At 74.1% G+C, this 16665-nt stretch carries 14 protein-coding genes; 10 read left to right on the plus strand and 4 right to left on the minus strand.

The window, feature by feature from the left end; translation table 11 throughout:
- Window positions 1-2 precede the first annotated feature (2 nt).
- Window positions 3-974, minus strand: a complete 972-nt coding sequence (locus VQH23_RS19430) for an NAD-dependent epimerase/dehydratase family protein (protein ID WP_338662372.1) — start codon at window positions 972-974, stop codon at window positions 3-5.
- A gap of 205 nt (window positions 975-1179) precedes the next feature.
- On the opposite strand from VQH23_RS19430, the gene VQH23_RS19435 reads away from it, so the two are divergent.
- From VQH23_RS19435 to VQH23_RS19455, 5 genes are all read left to right on the plus strand, one after another.
- Window positions 1180-3342 (plus strand): hypothetical protein, encoded by a 2163-nt coding sequence (locus VQH23_RS19435; protein WP_338662373.1) that lies wholly within the window; start codon window positions 1180-1182, stop codon window positions 3340-3342.
- Window positions 3342-4073: a polysaccharide biosynthesis/export family protein gene (locus VQH23_RS19440; protein ID WP_338662374.1), complete on the plus strand. Its 732-nt coding sequence runs from the start codon at window positions 3342-3344 to the stop codon at window positions 4071-4073. Before VQH23_RS19435 ends, VQH23_RS19440 begins: the two co-directional genes overlap by 1 nt.
- Window positions 4074-4089: 16 nt before the next feature.
- Window positions 4090-4836 (plus strand): WecB/TagA/CpsF family glycosyltransferase, encoded by a 747-nt coding sequence (locus tag VQH23_RS19445; protein WP_338662375.1) that lies wholly within the window; start codon window positions 4090-4092, stop codon window positions 4834-4836.
- Between the two features lie 161 nt (window positions 4837-4997).
- Window positions 4998-6104 carry a hypothetical protein gene (locus tag VQH23_RS19450; RefSeq protein ID WP_338662376.1) on the plus strand — a complete coding sequence of 369 codons (1107 nt, stop codon included), beginning with the start codon at window positions 4998-5000 and terminating at the stop codon, window positions 6102-6104.
- Between the two features lie 51 nt (window positions 6105-6155).
- Window positions 6156-7055 carry an FkbM family methyltransferase gene (locus VQH23_RS19455; protein ID WP_338662377.1) on the plus strand — a complete coding sequence of 300 codons (900 nt, stop codon included), beginning with the start codon at window positions 6156-6158 and terminating at the stop codon, window positions 7053-7055.
- Here the strand turns inward: VQH23_RS19455 and VQH23_RS19460 are convergent.
- Window positions 7042-8334 carry a hypothetical protein gene (locus VQH23_RS19460; RefSeq protein ID WP_338662378.1) on the minus strand — a complete coding sequence of 431 codons (1293 nt, stop codon included), beginning with the start codon at window positions 8332-8334 and terminating at the stop codon, window positions 7042-7044. The two genes, VQH23_RS19455 and VQH23_RS19460, sit on opposite strands and share 14 nt — an antisense overlap.
- Between VQH23_RS19460 and VQH23_RS19465 the strand changes: the two genes are divergently transcribed.
- The 3 genes from VQH23_RS19465 (at window position 8333) to VQH23_RS19475 (ending at window position 13368) form a co-directional block, all read left to right on the plus strand.
- Window positions 8333-9475 (plus strand): endo-1,4-beta-xylanase, encoded by a 1143-nt coding sequence (locus VQH23_RS19465; RefSeq protein WP_338662379.1) that lies wholly within the window; start codon window positions 8333-8335, stop codon window positions 9473-9475. The two genes, VQH23_RS19460 and VQH23_RS19465, sit on opposite strands and share 2 nt — an antisense overlap.
- 166 nt (window positions 9476-9641) lie before the next feature.
- Window positions 9642-10763 carry a TRAP transporter substrate-binding protein gene (locus tag VQH23_RS19470; protein ID WP_338662380.1) on the plus strand — a complete coding sequence of 374 codons (1122 nt, stop codon included), beginning with the start codon at window positions 9642-9644 and terminating at the stop codon, window positions 10761-10763.
- A gap of 13 nt (window positions 10764-10776) precedes the next feature.
- Entirely contained in the window at window positions 10777-13368 is a 2592-nt protein-coding gene (locus tag VQH23_RS19475; protein ID WP_338662381.1) for an ATP-binding protein, read from the plus strand.
- Window positions 13369-13446: 78 nt separating this feature from the next.
- Here VQH23_RS19475 and VQH23_RS19480 read toward each other — a convergent pair whose 3' ends face one another.
- Together VQH23_RS19480 and VQH23_RS19485 are read right to left on the minus strand one after the other, a co-directional pair.
- The gene (locus VQH23_RS19480; protein WP_338662382.1) at window positions 13447-14463 is read right to left on the minus strand and encodes a dipeptidase; all 1017 of its coding nucleotides are present in this window, start codon (window positions 14461-14463) and stop codon (window positions 13447-13449) included.
- Between the two features lie 13 nt (window positions 14464-14476).
- Window positions 14477-15577 (minus strand): serine hydrolase, encoded by a 1101-nt coding sequence (locus VQH23_RS19485; protein ID WP_338662383.1) that lies wholly within the window; start codon window positions 15575-15577, stop codon window positions 14477-14479.
- Window positions 15578-15675: 98 nt separating this feature from the next.
- Here VQH23_RS19485 and msrA point away from each other — a divergent pair, with 98 nt between their 5' ends.
- Both msrA and msrB read left to right on the plus strand, forming a co-directional pair.
- Window positions 15676-16248 carry a peptide-methionine (S)-S-oxide reductase MsrA gene (msrA, locus tag VQH23_RS19490; protein WP_338662384.1) on the plus strand — a complete coding sequence of 191 codons (573 nt, stop codon included), beginning with the start codon at window positions 15676-15678 and terminating at the stop codon, window positions 16246-16248.
- The gene (gene msrB, locus VQH23_RS19495) at window positions 16245-16664 is read left to right on the plus strand and encodes a peptide-methionine (R)-S-oxide reductase MsrB (RefSeq protein WP_338662385.1); all 420 of its coding nucleotides are present in this window, start codon (window positions 16245-16247) and stop codon (window positions 16662-16664) included. The genes msrA and msrB overlap by 4 nt, the downstream gene beginning before the upstream one ends.
- The last annotated feature ends 1 nt before the right edge of the window (window position 16665 follow it).

A 16665-nucleotide genomic window follows, 5' to 3' on the forward strand; every position in this document is an offset into this window, starting at 1 on the left:
GCTCAGGCCGCCCGGAGGAACCAGGCGGCCGCCTCGGCGATCGCCCGGTCGGGCGGGGTCCGGGGGAAACCCAGCCCCGCATCGGCCCGGCGGTGGTCCAGGGTGATCTCCTGCCCGAAGAGGCGGAGCAGGGAAGGGGGCATCGGGTCCGGGGTCCGGATCCGTGCCCGGCGGCCGCCGATCTCCGCCACCTTCAACGGGTAGGCGGCAAGCTTCTCCGCCTTCAGCTGCCAGCCGGGGATCCGGCGCAGCGGCGTGGCCCCGATGGCGCGGGCGAGGCACAGGAAATAGGCGTTCCAGTCGCCCGGATCGGGATCGGAGACATTGAACGCCTCCCCGGTCGCCTCCGGCCGGCGCAGCGCGGCGATGGCGGCGGCCACGAGGTCGGCGACGGCGGTGAGGTTGCAGGTGCCATCCCCGCCGGGCCCGAGATCGCCGAGCCGCCCGGCCCGCAGCAGCCGCGCCGGGCGGGCGGTCCAGCCCTCCGATCCCGGGCCGTGCACGCAGCCCGGGCGCAGCATCACCACCTGCCCGCCGCCGGCCGCGTGCTCGCGCAGCCGCCGCTCGGCCTCCGCCTTGCTCTCGCCGTAGGCGCCGTCCGGCGCCAGGGGCGCGCTCTCGTCCACCAGCCCTGTGGCCGCCCCGTACACGGCCATGCTGCTGAGGTGGACGATGCGCCGCGGCCCCGCCGAGGACGCCAGGGCGCGCACCCCCTCCAGCATCGCCGCGGGGTCGCCCGCCACGCAGTTCACCACGGCGCCAACGCCCTCCTGCGCAGCGGCCAGCGAGTCGGGGCGGGTGGCATCCAGCAGGCGCGCCTCTACCCCGGCAGGCAGGTCCGCCGGCCGGCGCAGCCCGGCGAGGACGGGAAGGCCCGCGGCGGCGAGCCCGGCCACCATGTGCCGCCCGATGAAGCCGCCTGCCCCGAGGACGAGGACGGGTTGCGGCAGGGGTTCCGTGGCGGAGGCTGGCATCGGCGAGGCTTAACATTCGTCCATCCGGGCGGCCAGCTTCGGCGGGGCCCCGTATCGCCCGGCGCAAATCTCATGTTATCCCGGGCCATGCACTGGGGCTCCGCCCCTCTCCGCGGCAGATCGGATCGGCGACGGTGAGGATTGATGAGGGCCGCCAGGGCCCGCGGGACGGGGCGCGGCCCCGCCGGACCGGGGGCGCCCCGTTGTGAGTCTCGTCCCCAGCGCGGGGCGTGGCGCTGCGCCGGCCGCCCTGCCGCGCGCGCCGCTGCCGCAGGCCCCGCCGCCCGCCCCCGGCTTCGCGCTTGCGCCGCGCGACATCCTGACCACGATCTTCCTCCGCAAGCGCTGGATTGCGCTCGCCTTCCTTGTGCCGGTGGCCCTCTCGCTCGCGGCCGCGCTCGTCATCCGGCCGCGCTGGCCGGCCGAGGGCCTGCTGCTGGTCCAGGTCAGCCGGGAGAGCGCGGGCGCCGCTGACCTGACGGGCACCGGGCCCACGGTGGTGAGCGTGGAGATGCCGAAGGTCGTGCAGTCCGAGCTGGAGATCCTCCTCTCCGACGTGGTGCTGCGGCGCGCCCTCGAATCGGCCCCGCCCGGCTCCATCCTGTCCGGCACGGGGGAGCGGCGGCTCTTCGGCCTGCTGCCGCCGGCGGAGGATTCGATTCCGCGCGCTGCGCAGCGCCTGCGGCAGTCCATGATGGCGCTCACCTCCGCCACCTCCAACCTCATCCGCGTCTCCGCCGCCCTGCCGACGCGGGAGAGGTCGGTCGCGGCGCTGCGGGCGGTGTTCGACGCCTACGCCGCGCAGCGGCGGGAGATCTACGCGCAGACGGACGCGGCGGTGCTCTCCGTCGAGACGGACCGGATGGCCTCCGACCTGCGGTCGCTGGACGACGAGATCGCCCGCGTGCGGTCCGGCGCGCGAATCCTGGACCTGCCGCAGGACATCGGCCTGGCGAACACGCGGCTGGACAGCACCACCACCCGGATCGACGCGCTGCGGGAGCGCAAGGCCTCCACCGACGCGCAGCTCGACGCGGCGCGGGCACGCCTGGCCGCCTATCCCGCCCGCGTCGTGGCGGCGGCCGAGACGACGAACCTCGCCCCCAACGACGACAGCCGGAACGAGCTGACCCGGTTGGTGCTGGAGCGGCGGAGGATGGCGTTGCAGTACGCGCCGGACTGGCCGCCGCTGCGGGAGCTGGACCAGCGCATCGCGACGCTGCAGCAGAGCATTGCCGGCAATCGGAACACCCGCTTCGAGACGGTGCGGGAGGTGCGGAACCCCGCGGTCGAGCAGCTCTCCCTCCGCATCGCGACGTTGGAGGTGGAAGCGGACGCGGCCGGCAAGCAGATGGCGGAGCTGGAGAGCCAGCGCGCCGAGGCGCGGGCACGCGCGGACTCGCTGCTGCGGGTTGAGGCGCAGCTGCGCGACCTCGGCCGCCGGCGGGACGCGATGGAGGCCTCCTTCCGGCAGATCGCAAATCGTGAGACGGGAGCCCGCATCACGGAGGATGCGCGCCGCTCCCGCTCCCCCTCCGTCACCGTGGCCCAGGCGCCCGTGGCGGCGGCGCAGCCGCGCGACCTGCGCCCGGCCTTCGTGGTGGCAGGCGTGCTCGGCGGCATCCTCGCGGCGGTCTCCGCGGCCGTGCTGCTCACCCTGTTCCGCCGCAGCTTCGCCACCACGGACGAGGCGGCGCGCGGTCTGGGGCTCCCCGGTCTCGCCTCCATCCCGCCGAACGTGAAGCTGATCGGCGGTTCCACCACGCCGCAGGTCACGGACCTGACGGCGATGCTGCTGGATGCACGCTCGGGCGGGGAGAGGCTCGCCGTCATCCAGTTCGTGGCGACGGACGCGGAGGACGGGCGCAGCGCCATCGCCCTCACGGTCGCGGCGGAGATGGCGCGCTCCCGCGGATTGCGGACGCTGCTGGTGGACCTGGAGACCGATGGCCGCGCCTACCTCGCCGCCATGGGGTCCCACCCCGTGCACGAGCCGGGCGACCCCGACAACCTGCTGGCCTTCAACACCGCCATCCCGAACCTCTGGGTTGCCTACGGCGCGCGGGAGAGCATCCTGGGCGACGCGCATGCCGGGATCGAGCGCACCGTGGCGCTGCTGGCGCGGTTACGGCGGGACCTGGACGTGGTGGTGATCGTTGCGCCCACCGAGGCGGAGGACTACGCCATGCGCCGCCTGACCGCGCTGGTGGACGCGAACGTGCTCGCGCTGCGGGCGCAGCGGACCGACAAGTCCGTGGTGCGCGCGGCGCGGGATTCCGTGCTCTCGGCCGGCGGCCGGCTGGTGGGCTTTGTGATGAGCGGCGAACGGCCGGTGCTGCCCCGCCGGCTGGCGCAACTGGTGTCCTGATGCGGTCCTTCCTCCTGCCCCTTCTCCTCCTCGCGGGCTGCGCCTCGGGGACCGACAACCTCGGCACCACCCAGTCCGTGCGGGTGCAGGAGCGGATGCCCGAGGGCTTCGCCGCCTGGACCGACGCACCCGCCCCCTACCGCTTCGGCCCGGGGGACCGGGTGAAGGTGCAGTTCCTCCTCACGCCGGAGGTGAACGAGACCTCGCTGGTTGCGCCGGACGGCACCATCTCGCTCCGCGTCGCGGGGCGGGTGGAGACGGCCGGGCGCACCACGGCGGAGCTGGAGCGGACGGTCGCCTCCGCCTCCCGCCGGACTCTGAACAACCCCATCGTGACGGTGGGGCTGGACGAGGCGGGTTCCTCCGTCGCCTTCGTCGGCGGGCAGGTGCGGCGGGCCGGCGCCTATCCCGTTACCGGGCGGCGCGGCATCGCGGAGGTGATCGCCCAGGCCGGGGGGCTGGAGGACGCGGCGCGGATGGACCAGGTGGTCCTCATCCGCCGCTCGCCGGAGGACCGGCCGATGCTGCGGGTGGTGAACCTGCAGGGCTTCATCTCCGGCGCGGACGCCACGGGCGACGTGCCGCTGGTGGCGGGGGACATCGTCTTCGTGCCGCGCAACCGGCTCTCGGAGGTCGGGCTCTGGGTGGACCAGGCGATCAACCGGATCATCCCCTTCTCCCGCTCCTTCTCCTACGCGATCAACAAGAACACGCCCGGGAACCTGTTCTGATGGGCGATCCCATCTGATGCAGGAGGTCGCGCTTCTCGGCCGCGCGCCGGTGGCGCCGCTGGACCTGGAGGGGGCGGTGGCGGCGATCGCGGCGCGCGATTCGGGGGAGCCTTTCGCCTACGTCGTCACGATCAATGCGCAGATCCTGCTGCTGGCCGAGGACCTGCGCACGGGCCTCCGCGCCGCGCATGAGGGCGCCTGGCTGCGCCTGAACGACAGCGGCATCCTCGCCCGGCTGCATCGCTGGGCGCTGCGCGAGAGGGTGCCCGTGGCCGCCGGCAGCGATCTCTGCGTCGCGCTGCTGAACGGCGTGATGCGGCCCGGGGACCCGGTCACCGTCATCGGCGGCGGCCCGTCTCTGGTGCCGGCGCTGAAGGCGCGCTTCGGGCTGCGCCAGGTGGCGCAGCACGAGCCGCCGATGGGCTATATCGACAGCCCGGAGGCGCGCGAGGCGGCGATCCGCTTCATCGAGGACCACCCGGCCCGCATCACCTTCGTCGCCACCGGCGCGCCGCGCTCGGAGCGACTGATGCAGGAGGTGGCCGCGCGGGGCCGCGCGACGGGAGTGGGGATCGCGGTCGGCAGCGGGCTCCTCTTCGCCGTGGACCTCACGCCGCGCGCCCCGGCCTGGATGCGGCGGAACGGCCTGGAATGGCTGCACCGCGCGCTGACGGAACCGCGCCGGCTCGGGCGCCGCTACGCCGGTGACATGCTGCCGCTCGCCCGGCTGGCCCTGGCCGCGCGGCGGGGGCGCCCCTCCTGACCGGGGTCCTGGTCCGGCGGCTGCTGCGCCCGGGTGTCCTCCGCTACGCGCTGGCCTTCGCCGAGCAGGGACTGGCGGCGCTGATCTCCCTCGGCCTCACCCTCTGGCTCATCCGGCGCGGCACGGCGGATCAGCTCGGCGCCTACGTCTTCTGGGCGAACGTGGTGCTGGTGGCGGGCACGCTCGTCTCCTCCTTCACCTCGGTCCACCTCTACCGCCTGCCACCGGAACCCGCGGGGCGGCGTGGGGCGGAACGGGCCATCCTCTCCGCCAACCTTGCCCTGGCGGGGCTGGCCGGGTTGCTCGTGGCGGCGGTGGCCCCGCTGCTCGGGCCAGGTCTCGGCACAGGGGCAGCGGCGGTGCTCGTGGCGGGCTCGGTGATCGGCCTCTGCGCGCGCTCTCTTGCGGCCTCCCGCGGGGCGATGGCGCTCTCCGCCGCCGTCTCCGCCTTCAGCTTCGCCGTGGTCTTCCTCATGGTGGCGCTGGAACTGGCCCTCGGCCACGGGCCGTCCGTGCCGCTGCTCTTGGTGCTGATGGGGCTCGCCCAGGCCTTGGCCGGGGGCGCGGTGATCCGGCGCCTCTCCGGTCCGGGGGCGGCGGATTTCGGCCCGGCCGCCCGGCGGCGCTGGCGGGTGCTGGCCCGGCGCTCGGGCTGGTCGCTGCTGGCGGGCGCCTCCAACGAGGTGTTCACGCGGCTGGGGATCTTCACCGTGCCGCTCCTGTTCGGCGCGCCCGCCCTGGCCGGGCTGGCGGCGGCGTCCACGATGCTGCGCCCGGCCACGCTCCTGGCCGGCGCCTTCGGCAGCGGGGCGCGCGGGCCGCTGGCGGCGCGGCGGCACGCCGGGGATGCGCGCGGGTTCTGGCGGCTGCTGGTCCTCGGCGCCGCCGTCCCCACGACCGTCACCCTGGCCTGGAGCGGGGTGGTGGCCGCGCTCTGGCCCCTGGTCTCGGGCTGGATCTACGGCGGACGCTACGAGGGGTTGGAGACGGAGGTCCTGCTCTGGGGCGCGGTCTTCGGCCTCGGCTGCTGCTGGGTGGCGGGGCTGGCCGGGCTGCAGACGCTCGGGCGGCTGCGCTCGCTCGCCTTGGCGGAGCTCGGCGGGGCCGTCGCCTGCGCGGCGGCGATGGTGCCGATGCTCCTTCTCCTCGGGCCGCGCGGGGCGCTGGTGGCCACGATCCTCGGCGGGCTGGTGCAGGTGACGCTGCTGGCGCGCGCCGTCTCCCGCGGGCTGCGCGCGGGCGGGGAGGGGCCGTCCTTCATCCGTTAGGGCGCGGGTGCTAAAGAGCCGGGACGAGGCAGCATCGGAGCGGTGGCGGGCATGATCCAGGGGGCTGCGCGATCGGCGCTGCGTTTCCTCGGCCGGCACTACCCGCTCTACAGCGGTTGCGGCACCTTCGCGAACCTCGCGCCCTGGCGCGCCGTGATGGCCACGGGGCCGGAGGAGGCGGTGGCCGGGATCCGGGACACGGGCGCCCGGCTCGTCGTCCCCGTCGGCGACTTCATCGGCGCCGCGGTCCACTCCTTCGGCGACCTCGACCCGAAGGTGACCTGGGTGGCGCGGAGGATCCTGCGGCCCGGGGACACGGCGATCGACATCGGGGCGAATCTCGGCCTCGTCTCCATGGCGATGGCGGACGCGGTAGGCCCCACGGGCAGGGTGGAGGCCTTCGAGCCGCAGCCGCGCTTCGCCGCACTCGCCCGCCGCAGCGCGGAGCTGAACGGGTACCGCCACTTCAACCTGCAGGCGATCGCGCTGGGGCGCGGGGATGCGGAGGTGGACCTGCACATCCCGCACGACAACATGGGCCGCGCCTCCATCGGCCGGGCGGAGGGAACGGACGAGGTGATCCGGGTGCGCCAGCGGGATGCCGGCGCGGCGCTGGAGGCACTGGGGCTCGGGCCCATCCGCCTGATCAAGATGGACGTGGAGGGCTACGAGACGGAGGTGATCGCGGGGGCGGAGGCCTTTCTGCGCCGCAACCCGCCGGACGCCATCCTCTTCGAGCTGAACGACTACGAGGGCGACTTCCGCGACCAGCCCCTGGTCGGGCAGCTCGCCGCGCTCGGCTACGGGTTCGCGGAGATGCCGAAGGTGCTCTGGCGAATGCGGCTGCGGCGCATCGGGCCGGATGCCGGCGGCAGGCTCGCCAACGACATCCTCGCCGTGCGGCGGGACGCGACCGGCGAGGCGATCCTGAGGGCCGTCAACGCGGTGTGACGGCGGCGCCCAGCCCCGGCTCGTCCTCGGCCAGCCCCGCCTCGTCCCGCGCCCGCAGCCACCAGGCGAGCGCGGCCACGGTGACCACCGGCCCCACCGCGAACATCACGGAATAGACCGCCGAGCACAGGATCTCGAACAGCACGTAGTCGCCGAGCGCGGCGCGGAAGGCGCTGCGATGCCCGAGCGCGCGGGCCGTGAGGAAGGCGCGGGCGTGCAGGGCCACGATCAGCGCCGTGCCGATCAGCCCGTACTCCAGCAGCACGCCGAGCCAGCCGATGTCGGTGAGCCAGAAGTCGGCGCTGCCGAACACGTCCGCCAGGGTCAGCTCCGAGAAGGAGGAGATGGAGCCGCTCCCGAAGACGAAGCGGGACAGGTCTCCCGACACCCAGCCCCAGGCGAGGACGGCGGAGCGCAGGCGGATGAAGAGCGATTCGTCGAAGACCCGCCCCAGCAGCTCCGGCAGGCCCGGGCCGAGGATCATCGCCGCCGCCGCCACGGGCAGCAGCGCCGCCGCGCCGAGCCCGAGCAGCCAACGGCGGGAAAGGCAGAGCGCGAGGTTCATCAGGAGGATGAGAACGGTGACGCCGATCGGCAGCCGCGCCTTGTACATCGTCGCCATCGCGACGACCGCCGCGACGACGAGGAGGAGCTGCCAGGTACGCCATTCCCGAAGGAACCGGCGCCCCATCCAGAACATCGCCACCTCGCCCAGCATCATGGGCATGCGGATGTACATGCCGCGCCCCTCGTCCCAGGAGAACAGGTTCCCGCCGAGGACGTTCGGCTGGTACCAGGGCGCGGGAACGGTGATCCAGAGGAGGACCATCACCCCGAAGGTGGAGAGGCCGAAGGCCAGCATCCCGCGCTTCACCGCCGTTTCGGAGGGGCGGAGCAGCATCAGCGCCGCGGCCACGGAGAAGTAGTAGGTCAGCGGCCAGGACTTCACCGTGCCGAGCAGCGCGTCCAGCAGCTCGACCGGCAGCTCGATCATCGAGAGCAGGGGAACGAGACCGAGCGTGTAGGCGAGAAGGACGAGGTAGAGCGGCCCGTCCGGCAGGCGCAGCATCAGGATGCCGAGCAGGGTGAGCGGGGCGACGAGAAAGGCCCAGCCCTTCGAGATCGCGTAGAGCGGCCCGACCTCCTCCTTGTAGCTGAAGATCTGGAAGAACATCGGCATGAGGAGGAACCACGGCCAGGCCGGGCCCGCGCGCCGGGCCGCCGCCTCCGCAGGTCGCTCTTCGACCGGCCGCGCCGTCTGGGCTAGGAGGCCTGCCATGCCCGTCCCTGATCTCACCGCCCGGAAGCTGGTCCAACGGCCGGGATCCCGCAAGCCGGCCCTGCCCCGGCGCGCCCTGCTGGCCGCGCCGCTGCTGCCCCTGCTGGGCGGGGCCGGGCCGGCGGCCGGGCTCGGTGCCCTGGCCGCGGGGAAGGGGGTCCTTTTCGGCACCGCCCTGACGCGGATGGAGCTGGAGGGATCGCCCGGGCTCGGCCGCATCGCGGAGACCGACGCCGCCGTGATCGTGCCGGGGCTGGAGCTGAAATGGTCCGGCCACCGCCCCTCGCCGGAGGGTTTCGACTTCGGCGATGCCGACTTCATGGTCCGCTTCGCCGGGGAAAGGGGGAAGGCGCTGCGCGGCCATGCCCTGGTCTGGCACGAGGCCCTGCCGCCCTGGTTTGCCAGTGCGCCGCAGGACGCCGCGGGGATGCGCGCCCTGCTGGAACGGCACATCCGCACCGTCGCCGGCCGCTACGCCGGGCGGATGCAGTCCTGGGACGTGGTGAACGAGCCGGTGGAGCCCTGGTACCGCCGCGCGGACGGCCTGCGGGAGACGCCGTTCCTGCGCGCGCTCGGCCCCGGCTACATCGACCTGGCCTTTCGCCTGGCGCACGAGGCGGACCCGGCGGCGCGGCTCGTGCTGAACGAGTACGGGCTGGAGATGCCGACGGAGGACAACGCGGCCCGGCGCGCGGCGGTGCTGGCGCTGCTGCGGGGCATGCGCGCGCGGGGCGTCCCCGTGCACGCGCTGGGCATCCAGGCGCATCTCTCCGCCGCCGCGCGCGGCTTCGACGCCGGCTTGCTGCGGGGGTTCATCCGGGAGGTGGCGGCGCTGGGGCTGGAGGTCTACGTCACCGAGCTCGACGTCACCGACCGCGGGCTGCCGCCGGAGATCCCCGCGCGGGACGCGGCGGTGGCCCGGTGCTACCGCACCTTCCTCGAAGCGGCGCTGGCCGAGCCCGCGCTCCGGCTCGTGGTGCTCTGGGGGCTGAGCGACCGCTACACCTGGATGAACGACAGCCCCCATGCCCGGCGGGAGGACGGCCTGCCCGTTCGGGCCCATCTGTACGACGGGAACTTCCGGCCGAAGCCGGCCTGGCACGCTGTCGCCGACGCCTTCCGCGCGGCCCCCCCGCGCTGAGGGGCGGCCGCGCGTCCCGCACTTCGGGCGGGAGAGATCCAACAAAATATCGCGTTAAGGTTGTGGCAGGCGAAGCCGGTCCAGATATGATGCGATATGAGAGATGCGGGGCCGGGGCCGTCGGGATAGTCGCCTGATACGGACCACGCAGAGTCGGAGCTACGAGATGGGAGCCCTCCTGAACCTCCTCCGCACCTGGTTGCCGACCGGCGCGCGGCTCGCCGTGGCGGCGGCGCTCCTGCCCGCCGTGGCCCTCGGCGCCGAGGGGGGCGATCCCATCCGGCTGCAGGTCGTGGGCGGGCTGGCGGGTGTCAGCCAGTACACGCGGTTCGAGGAGCCTTTCTGGACGAAGCGCCTGCCCGAGATCACGCAGGGGCGGGTGACGGCGGACGTCGCCCCCTTCGACCGCAGCGGCATCCGCGGGCAGGAATCGCTGCGGCTGCTGCGGCTGGGCGTCACGCCTTTCGGCACCGCGCTCCTCAACCTCGCGGCGGCGGAGGAGCCGGAGCTCTCGGCCCTCGACACGCCCGGCGTCTCCCCGGACATGGCGACTCTCCGCCGCGTCATCGCCTCCAACCGCCCCTGGCTGGAGGAGATGCTGCGCGAGAGGCACGAGACGGAGCTGTTGGCCGTCTACGTCTATCCCGCCCAGGTCTTCTTCTGCGCCCGGCCCTTCGCCAGCCTGCTGGACCTGCGGGGCCGGCGGATCCGCACCTCCTCCGCGGCGCAGTCGGAATGGGTCGCGGCGCTCGGGGCCGTGCCCGTCGTCATCCCCTTCGCAGATATCGTTCCCTCCATCCGGGCGGGTGTGGTGGAATGCGCCATCACCGGGACTCTCTCGGGATGGCAGATCGGGTTGAACGAGGTGACGAGCCACGTGCACGCCATGTCCCTCACCTGGGGCGTCTCGCTGTTCGGGGCGAACCGCGCCGCCTGGGAAGGCCTGCCCGCGCCGCTGCGGGACACCTTGCGGCGCGAGCTGCGCGACCTGGAGGCGAGAATCTGGGACGCCTCCGAGGCCGAGACCGGCATGGGCCTGGCCTGCAACACCGGGCAACCGGCCTGCCAGCCGGAACAGATGGCGGGCCCTCCCGGATCGGTCTCGCCGCGCGCCAGGGGGCGCATGACGCTGGTCCAGGTGACCCTGGAGGACGACGCGCTGCGCCGCCGCCTGGTGCGGGAGGTTATCCTGCCGCGATGGGCCGATCATTGCGGGCCGGGCTGCGCGGAAGGCTGGAACGACCGGGCCGGCGAGGCGCTCGGCGTCGCCGTGACGGCCCCGCGGTAAGCCCCGGCACGCCATGCCCGCGCGCCGCCTGATCCGCACCGTCCAGTCCCGCTCCATCGGGCTCTCGGTCCTGCTCGGCACGATCGTCCTCCTCGCGGTCTATGCCGGGGTGGGGCAGATGATCCTGCGGCAGGGGCGCGACGCCGCGGCACAGAGCGCCGGAGAGGCGGTGGCCAAGGCGGCGGAGAGCGCGGCGGCCTCCATCAACCGGAGCTTCCTGGCGGTGGACAGCGCCCTGGCCGGGCTGCCGAACCTTCTCGCCCCCGCCCTCTCCGGCATGGCGCAGGACACGACCCCGGCGGCCCGCTCCGCCGCGCTGTCCCGGGTCCTGATGGGCCTCAGCGACAGCAGCCTCGGCTTCCGCGACCTCATCCTGCTGCCGATCGCGGGCGGGCCTCCCCTGGCGGCCGCCGTGCCCGGCTCCCGCCGCCGCCCGCCGCCGCTGCCGCACTCGGCCCTGCTCGCCCCGCCCCAGGCCATGGCGGGGGGGCGCAGCGGCGTGACGATCGCAGGGCCCGTGCCCAACCCCGCGACCGGGGAATGGGCGCTGTTCCTGGCGCGGCCCGTGACACTGGCGGGGATGCCGCCGCTCCTCGCGGTGGCGGAGGTGCCGGTGCCGGTGGTGGCCGCCGGGCTGGCCGGCTACGGCGCCCGGGGCGAGACGGAGGGGCTTCGCATCCTGCTGATCCGCAGTGAGGACCGGGTGCTGCTGGCCAGCGCCCCGCACGATGAGGCGCGGATCGGCCGTCCGGTGGCGCGCCCCCTCTCGGAGGGGATGGAGCCCGGGCGCTTCACCGCCGTCCGGCGCACCCTCTACTCCGGCGTCCATGTCGTGACGGTGCAGGACAGCGGGCCGGCGCTGCGCGACTGGGAGGCGAACGAGAACCGGATCCTCTACGCCGCCGCCGGGCTGGCCGGGCTGACGGTCGCGATCGCCGCCCTGCTCTGGGCCATGCTGCGCCAGCGCGACACGGCGGAGGCGGAGCGCGCCCGGGGCCGCCAGCTGCTGGAGTCCTCCATCGCGGCGATGTCGGACGGCTTCGTCATGTGGGACGAGGAGGACCGGCTGATCGTCTGCAACGAGCGCTACCGCGACTTCTACCGCGAGAGCGCGCCGGCCATCCGCCCGGGCGCGACCCTGACGGAGATCATGCGCTACGGCGCGGAGCACGGGCAGTATCCCCAGGCCGGACCGGACAAGGAGGCCTTCGTGGCCGAGGCGATGGCGCATTACCGCCATCCCTGGAACATGGCGCCCGTGGAACGCCTGCTGCCAGACGGGCGCTGGGTCCTCGTGACGGAGCGGCGGGTGCCGGGCGGCGGCTCCGTCGGCATCCGGACGGACATCACGCAGCAGAAGCGCGCCGCGGCCGACCTGGCGGAGGCGCGCGACCAGGCGGCCGCGGCCGGCGCTGCCAAGGGCCGCTTCCTCGCGCGGATGAGCCACGAACTGCGGACGCCGCTGAACGGCGTGCTCGGCATGGCGCAGGCGCTGGCGAGCGACCCGAACCTCACCCCGGAGCAGCGGGGCCGCGCCGCGATGCTGGAGGCGGCGGGGCGGCACCTGCTGGGCGTTGCCAACGACGTGCTGGACCTGGCCCATGTGGAGGCCGGGCGCATGCCGCTGCGCCGCGCGCCCGCGGCTCTGGCGCCGCTGCTCGATACCTGCGTGGACCTGATCCGCCCGGCGGCGGCCGCGCGGGACATCACCGTCGGGGTGCGGCACGACCCGGCGATGCCGCCCGGGCTGCTGCTGGATTCCACGCGGATGCGGCAGCTCGTGCTGAACCTCCTCTCCAACGCGGTGAAGTTCACCCCCCCGAGGGGACAGGTGATGCTCCAGTCCCGCCTGAAAGCGGAGGAGGGGGGCGAGAGGCTGCGCCTGGAGGTGCTGGACACCGGCCCGGGCATTCCGCCGGACCAGCGCGGCAACATCTTCCGCGATTTCGTGCGGCTGGAGCGCCCCGGCCCGGACGCGCCCGTGGCGGACGGCTTCGGCCTGGGCCTCGCTATCTCCACCGGCATCGTGGAGGCGATGGGCGGGCGGATCGGCGTGGACGACAACCCGGACGCGGTGACGGAGGGCCGGACGGGCGCGCGTTTCTGGGTGGAGCTGCCCCTGGAGCGGGCGGATCTGCCCGCGCCCGTCCTGGCCGCCCCCGTCGCCTCCGCGGATATGAGGCGGCTGCGGGTCCTGGTGGTGGACGACGTGCCGACGAACCGGCTGGTCGCCCGCGCCCTGCTGGAGCGGGCCGGGCATGAGGCGGAGCTGGCCTCCGGCGGGGCCGAGGCGGTGGATGCCGTGGCGGCTGCGGCGCGGGCCGGCAAGCCTTTTGATCTCGTGCTGATGGATCTGGCGATGCCCGGCATGGACGGGCTGGAGGCGACCCGCCGCCTGCGCGCCCTGCCGGACGCGGCGGCGTGCTCCGTGCCCGTGGTCGCGCTGACAGCCGGCGTCTTCGACCGCGACAACGCGGCCTGCCGGGAGGCGGGGATGTCCGGCTATCTGGCGAAGCCCGTGACGCGGGAGGCGCTGACGGCGGAGCTGGAGCGGACCTGCGCCGCCCGCCCCGCCCGGGCGCAGGCGGAGTCCGCGGAAGGATAGCGGCGCCGCACCGTCCACCCGCCGGGGCAGCCCTCCGGGATCAGGGCTGCCGTGCGGGGTGAACCGATCCCGGCGGGGTCAGAACCCCTCCGCCGCCACCTCCTCGGCCCGGCGCCAGACGCGGAGGAAGTTCCCGGCCCAGAGGAGGCCGATCGCCTCGCGGTCGTAGCCCCGGCGGTGCAGGGCCTCCGTCAGGCCACCGGTCTCGCCGGCGTGCATCCAGCCCGTCACACCGCCGCCGCCGTCGAAGTCGGAGGAGAGGCCGACATGGGCCAGGCCGATCCGCCGCACGGCGTGGTCCACGTGGTCCGCCATGTCCTCCACCGTCGCGGCGTAGCGCCCATCCGGGCCGGGCGCCCGGAGGAAGGCGGGCACGGCCGTGATCTGGACCAGCCCGCCGGAATCCCGCAGCGCGTCCAGCTGCCCGTCGTCCAGGTTGCGGGGATGGGGCCGCAGGGCGGCGCAGCAGGCGTGGGTGGCCACGATCGGCGCCCGCGAGGCCTCCACCGCCTGCATCATGGAATCGCGGGAGGCGTGGGAGACGTCCACCAGCATCCCCAGCCGGTTCATCTCCTCCACGGCCCGGCGCCCGAGGGCGGAGAGGCCGCCGTGCAGCGCCACGGGCTCCGGCCGGCCGTGGCGCGGCCGGGCGGCGTCCGCCAGGTCGTTGTGCCCGTCATGGGTGAGGGTGAGATAGATCGCCCCCAGCCCGCGCCAGAGGGCGAGGCGGGAGAGGTCGTGGCCCATGGCGTTGCCGTTCTCCACCGCCAGCAGCACGGCGGTGGCGCGGGCGGCGTGGGCGGCCTCCAGCTCCGCGACGCGGGTGACGAGGCGGCGGCCCTCCCCGTGGGTGGTGTCGCGGATGGCGCGCAGCATGGCCTCGGCGCGGGCTCCGGCCTCAGCATGGTCTTCCGGCGTGCGCGGCCCCTGGGGCGTGTAGGCGATGAAGACGACCGCCTTCAGCCCGCCCGCCCGCATGCGGGCGAAATCCACGTTCCGCGCGGTCTCGCCGCGCGGGTCGGTGTGGTCGGGCCAGGGGATGTCGACATGGGTGTCGAGGGTGAGGGTCTCGGCGTGGATCTCGGCGTGCATCATGTCACCTGGGGGGCTAATTCGTGCGGGCGCCGGCGATCTGCGAGATCATCCCCGGCAGGGCCTGCGGGTCGAGCCAGCGGAACACCGCCACGATCCGCGTCGCGGGCTCGATCCAGATCGTGTTCCCGCCCGCCCCGACGGCGAGGAGGCTGTCCCGGTCCACGTCCGGGAAGCGGCCGCTCCGGTTCAGCCACCAGAGCAGCCCGTAATCCGGGTGCAGCGCCACGGGGCGGCCGGACTCCGCCACCCAGCCCTCGGGCAGGATGCGCTGCCCGTTCCAGACGCCGTCGTTCAGCATTAGCAGGCCGATCCGGGCCTGGTCCTCCGCGTCGGTGACGATGCCGCCCCCCCAATGGCCGCCTCCGGGCACGGAGACGATCTGGCGGCCGCCGATCTCCACCGCGGCGTTGCGGTACCCTTCCCAGCGCCAGTCCGGGGAGGAGCCGATCGGGTCCGCCACGCGCTCCTTCCACACCACCGGCAGGGCGCGGCCGAAGCGGTGCAGCAGGGCGAGGGCGAGGGCGTTCACGCGGACGTCGTTGTACTCCCAGTGGCCGCCCGGCTCGGCCAGGGGGCGGGGCCAGCCCTTGGGCTTCTTGCCCTCGCTCGCCAGGTCGCGGCCGCGGTCGATCCGGTCCGCCTTGCCGAAGAGGGTCCCCTCCCACTCGCTGGTCTGCTGCAGCAGCATCCGCCAGGTGATGGCGCCGTTGCGCGGGCCGGCGAAGGCCGGGTCCGTCACGCTCGCAGAGACGGGCGCGTCCAGGTCCGGGATCAGCCCGTCCTTCACCGCGACGCCGGCGAGGATGGAGAGGCAGGACTTGGCGACGGAGAAGGTCATGTCCGCCCGGCGCGTGTCGCCCCATCGCGCCGCCACCACCCCGTCCCGCAGGACCAGCCCGTTCGGGGCGCCGCGGGGGACGACCGGGCCGAGCACCTCGTTGTCCGGCGCCGGCTCGAAGTGGCCGCCCTCCAGATGGGCCAGGAGGTCGCGTGGGAAGGGGGTCTCGTGCCCCTGGGCGAAGGCGGCCGCCGCGGCCAGCCGGGTGGGATCGAAGCCCAGCGCCTCGGGCGCGGCCTCGGGGAGGGGGGCAGGGAAGGGGGGCGGTAAGCTCATGGCGGGGGAAGGTGGACCCCTTTCGCCTCAGGGCAAAGAGGGGGTCGAAACCGCCGCTCCGCCTTGGTGTTGCAGGCGGGAATCACCACATCACGGCCATGACGCAATCCTCCCAGACCCCCCAACCCGGCACCGAGGTGGCCCTGCTCGGCGGCGGCTGCTTCTGGTGCCTGGACGCCGTGTACCGCAACCTGGCCGGCGTCTCCGAAGTGGTCTCCGGCTATGCCGGCGGCCAGATGCCGAACCCGACCTACGAGCAGGTCTGCAGCAAGACCACCGGTCATATCGAGGTGGTGCGCGTGGTCTTCGATCCGGCCGTGATCTCCTACGCCGACATCCTGCGCGTCTTCTTCACCATCCATGACCCGACCACGCGCGACCGCCAGGGCGCCGATGTCGGCCCGCAGTACCGCAGCGTGATCTTCTCCGAGAGCACGAGCCAGGACGCGGTGGCGAGGGAGGTGATGGCGGAGGTCGAGCGGGAGGGGCTCTACGCCGGCCCGATCGTGACGGACCTGCTGCCCGCCCCGGTCTTCTACCCCGCGGAGCCCGAGCACCAGGACTACTTCGCCCGCAATCCCTGGTCCGGCTACTGCCGCGCCGTGGTGGCGCCGAAGGTGGCCAAGTTCCGCAAGGGCTTTGCCCATCGCCTGAAGGAGCGCGCGGCATGAGCGAAGAGGTCATCCAGCGCAGCGACCAGCAGTGGAAGGAGGACCTCTCGCCCGAGGCCTACCGCGTGCTGCGCTGCCACGGCACGGAGCGGCCGGGCACGAGCCCGCTTAACGTGGAGAAGCGGGACGGCATCTATCACTGCGCCGGCTGCCAGTCCCCGCTCTTCGCCAGCGACACGAAGTACGAGAGCGGTTCGGGCTGGCCCTCCTTCTGGAAGCCGATCGAGGGCGCGGTCTCGACGGTGACGGACCGTTCCCACGGGATGGTGCGGACGGAGGTGCGCTGCGCGGCCTGCGGCGGGCATCTCGGCCACGTCTTCCCGGACGGCCCCCGCCCGACCGGGGAGCGCTACTGCATGAACGGCGTGGCGCTGGACTTCCACCCGCGGGACGAGGACGGCAACGCGCTGGAGTGAT

The sequence above is a fragment of the Pararoseomonas sp. SCSIO 73927 genome (assembly GCF_037040815.1).
Classification (GTDB): Bacteria; Pseudomonadota; Alphaproteobacteria; order Acetobacterales; family Acetobacteraceae; genus Roseomonas.

Coding starts and splice junctions, on each gene's coding strand:
- VQH23_RS19430 (WP_338662372.1), bottom strand. CDS start 974: ATGCCAGCCTCCGCCACGGAACCCCTGCCGCAACCCGTCCTCGTCCTC.
- VQH23_RS19440 (WP_338662374.1), top strand. CDS start 3,342: ATGCGGTCCTTCCTCCTGCCCCTTCTCCTCCTCGCGGGCTGCGCCTCG.
- VQH23_RS19445 (WP_338662375.1), top strand. CDS start 4,090: ATGCAGGAGGTCGCGCTTCTCGGCCGCGCGCCGGTGGCGCCGCTGGAC.
- VQH23_RS19455 (WP_338662377.1), top strand. CDS start 6,156: ATGATCCAGGGGGCTGCGCGATCGGCGCTGCGTTTCCTCGGCCGGCAC.
- VQH23_RS19465 (WP_338662379.1), top strand. CDS start 8,333: ATGCCCGTCCCTGATCTCACCGCCCGGAAGCTGGTCCAACGGCCGGGA.
- VQH23_RS19460 (WP_338662378.1), bottom strand. CDS start 8,334: ATGGCAGGCCTCCTAGCCCAGACGGCGCGGCCGGTCGAAGAGCGACCT.
- VQH23_RS19470 (WP_338662380.1), top strand. CDS start 9,642: ATGGGAGCCCTCCTGAACCTCCTCCGCACCTGGTTGCCGACCGGCGCG.
- VQH23_RS19475 (WP_338662381.1), top strand. CDS start 10,777: ATGCCCGCGCGCCGCCTGATCCGCACCGTCCAGTCCCGCTCCATCGGG.
- VQH23_RS19480 (WP_338662382.1), bottom strand. CDS start 14,463: ATGATGCACGCCGAGATCCACGCCGAGACCCTCACCCTCGACACCCAT.
- VQH23_RS19485 (WP_338662383.1), bottom strand. CDS start 15,577: ATGAGCTTACCGCCCCCCTTCCCTGCCCCCCTCCCCGAGGCCGCGCCC.
- msrA (WP_338662384.1), top strand. CDS start 15,676: ATGACGCAATCCTCCCAGACCCCCCAACCCGGCACCGAGGTGGCCCTG.
- msrB (WP_338662385.1), top strand. CDS start 16,245: ATGAGCGAAGAGGTCATCCAGCGCAGCGACCAGCAGTGGAAGGAGGAC.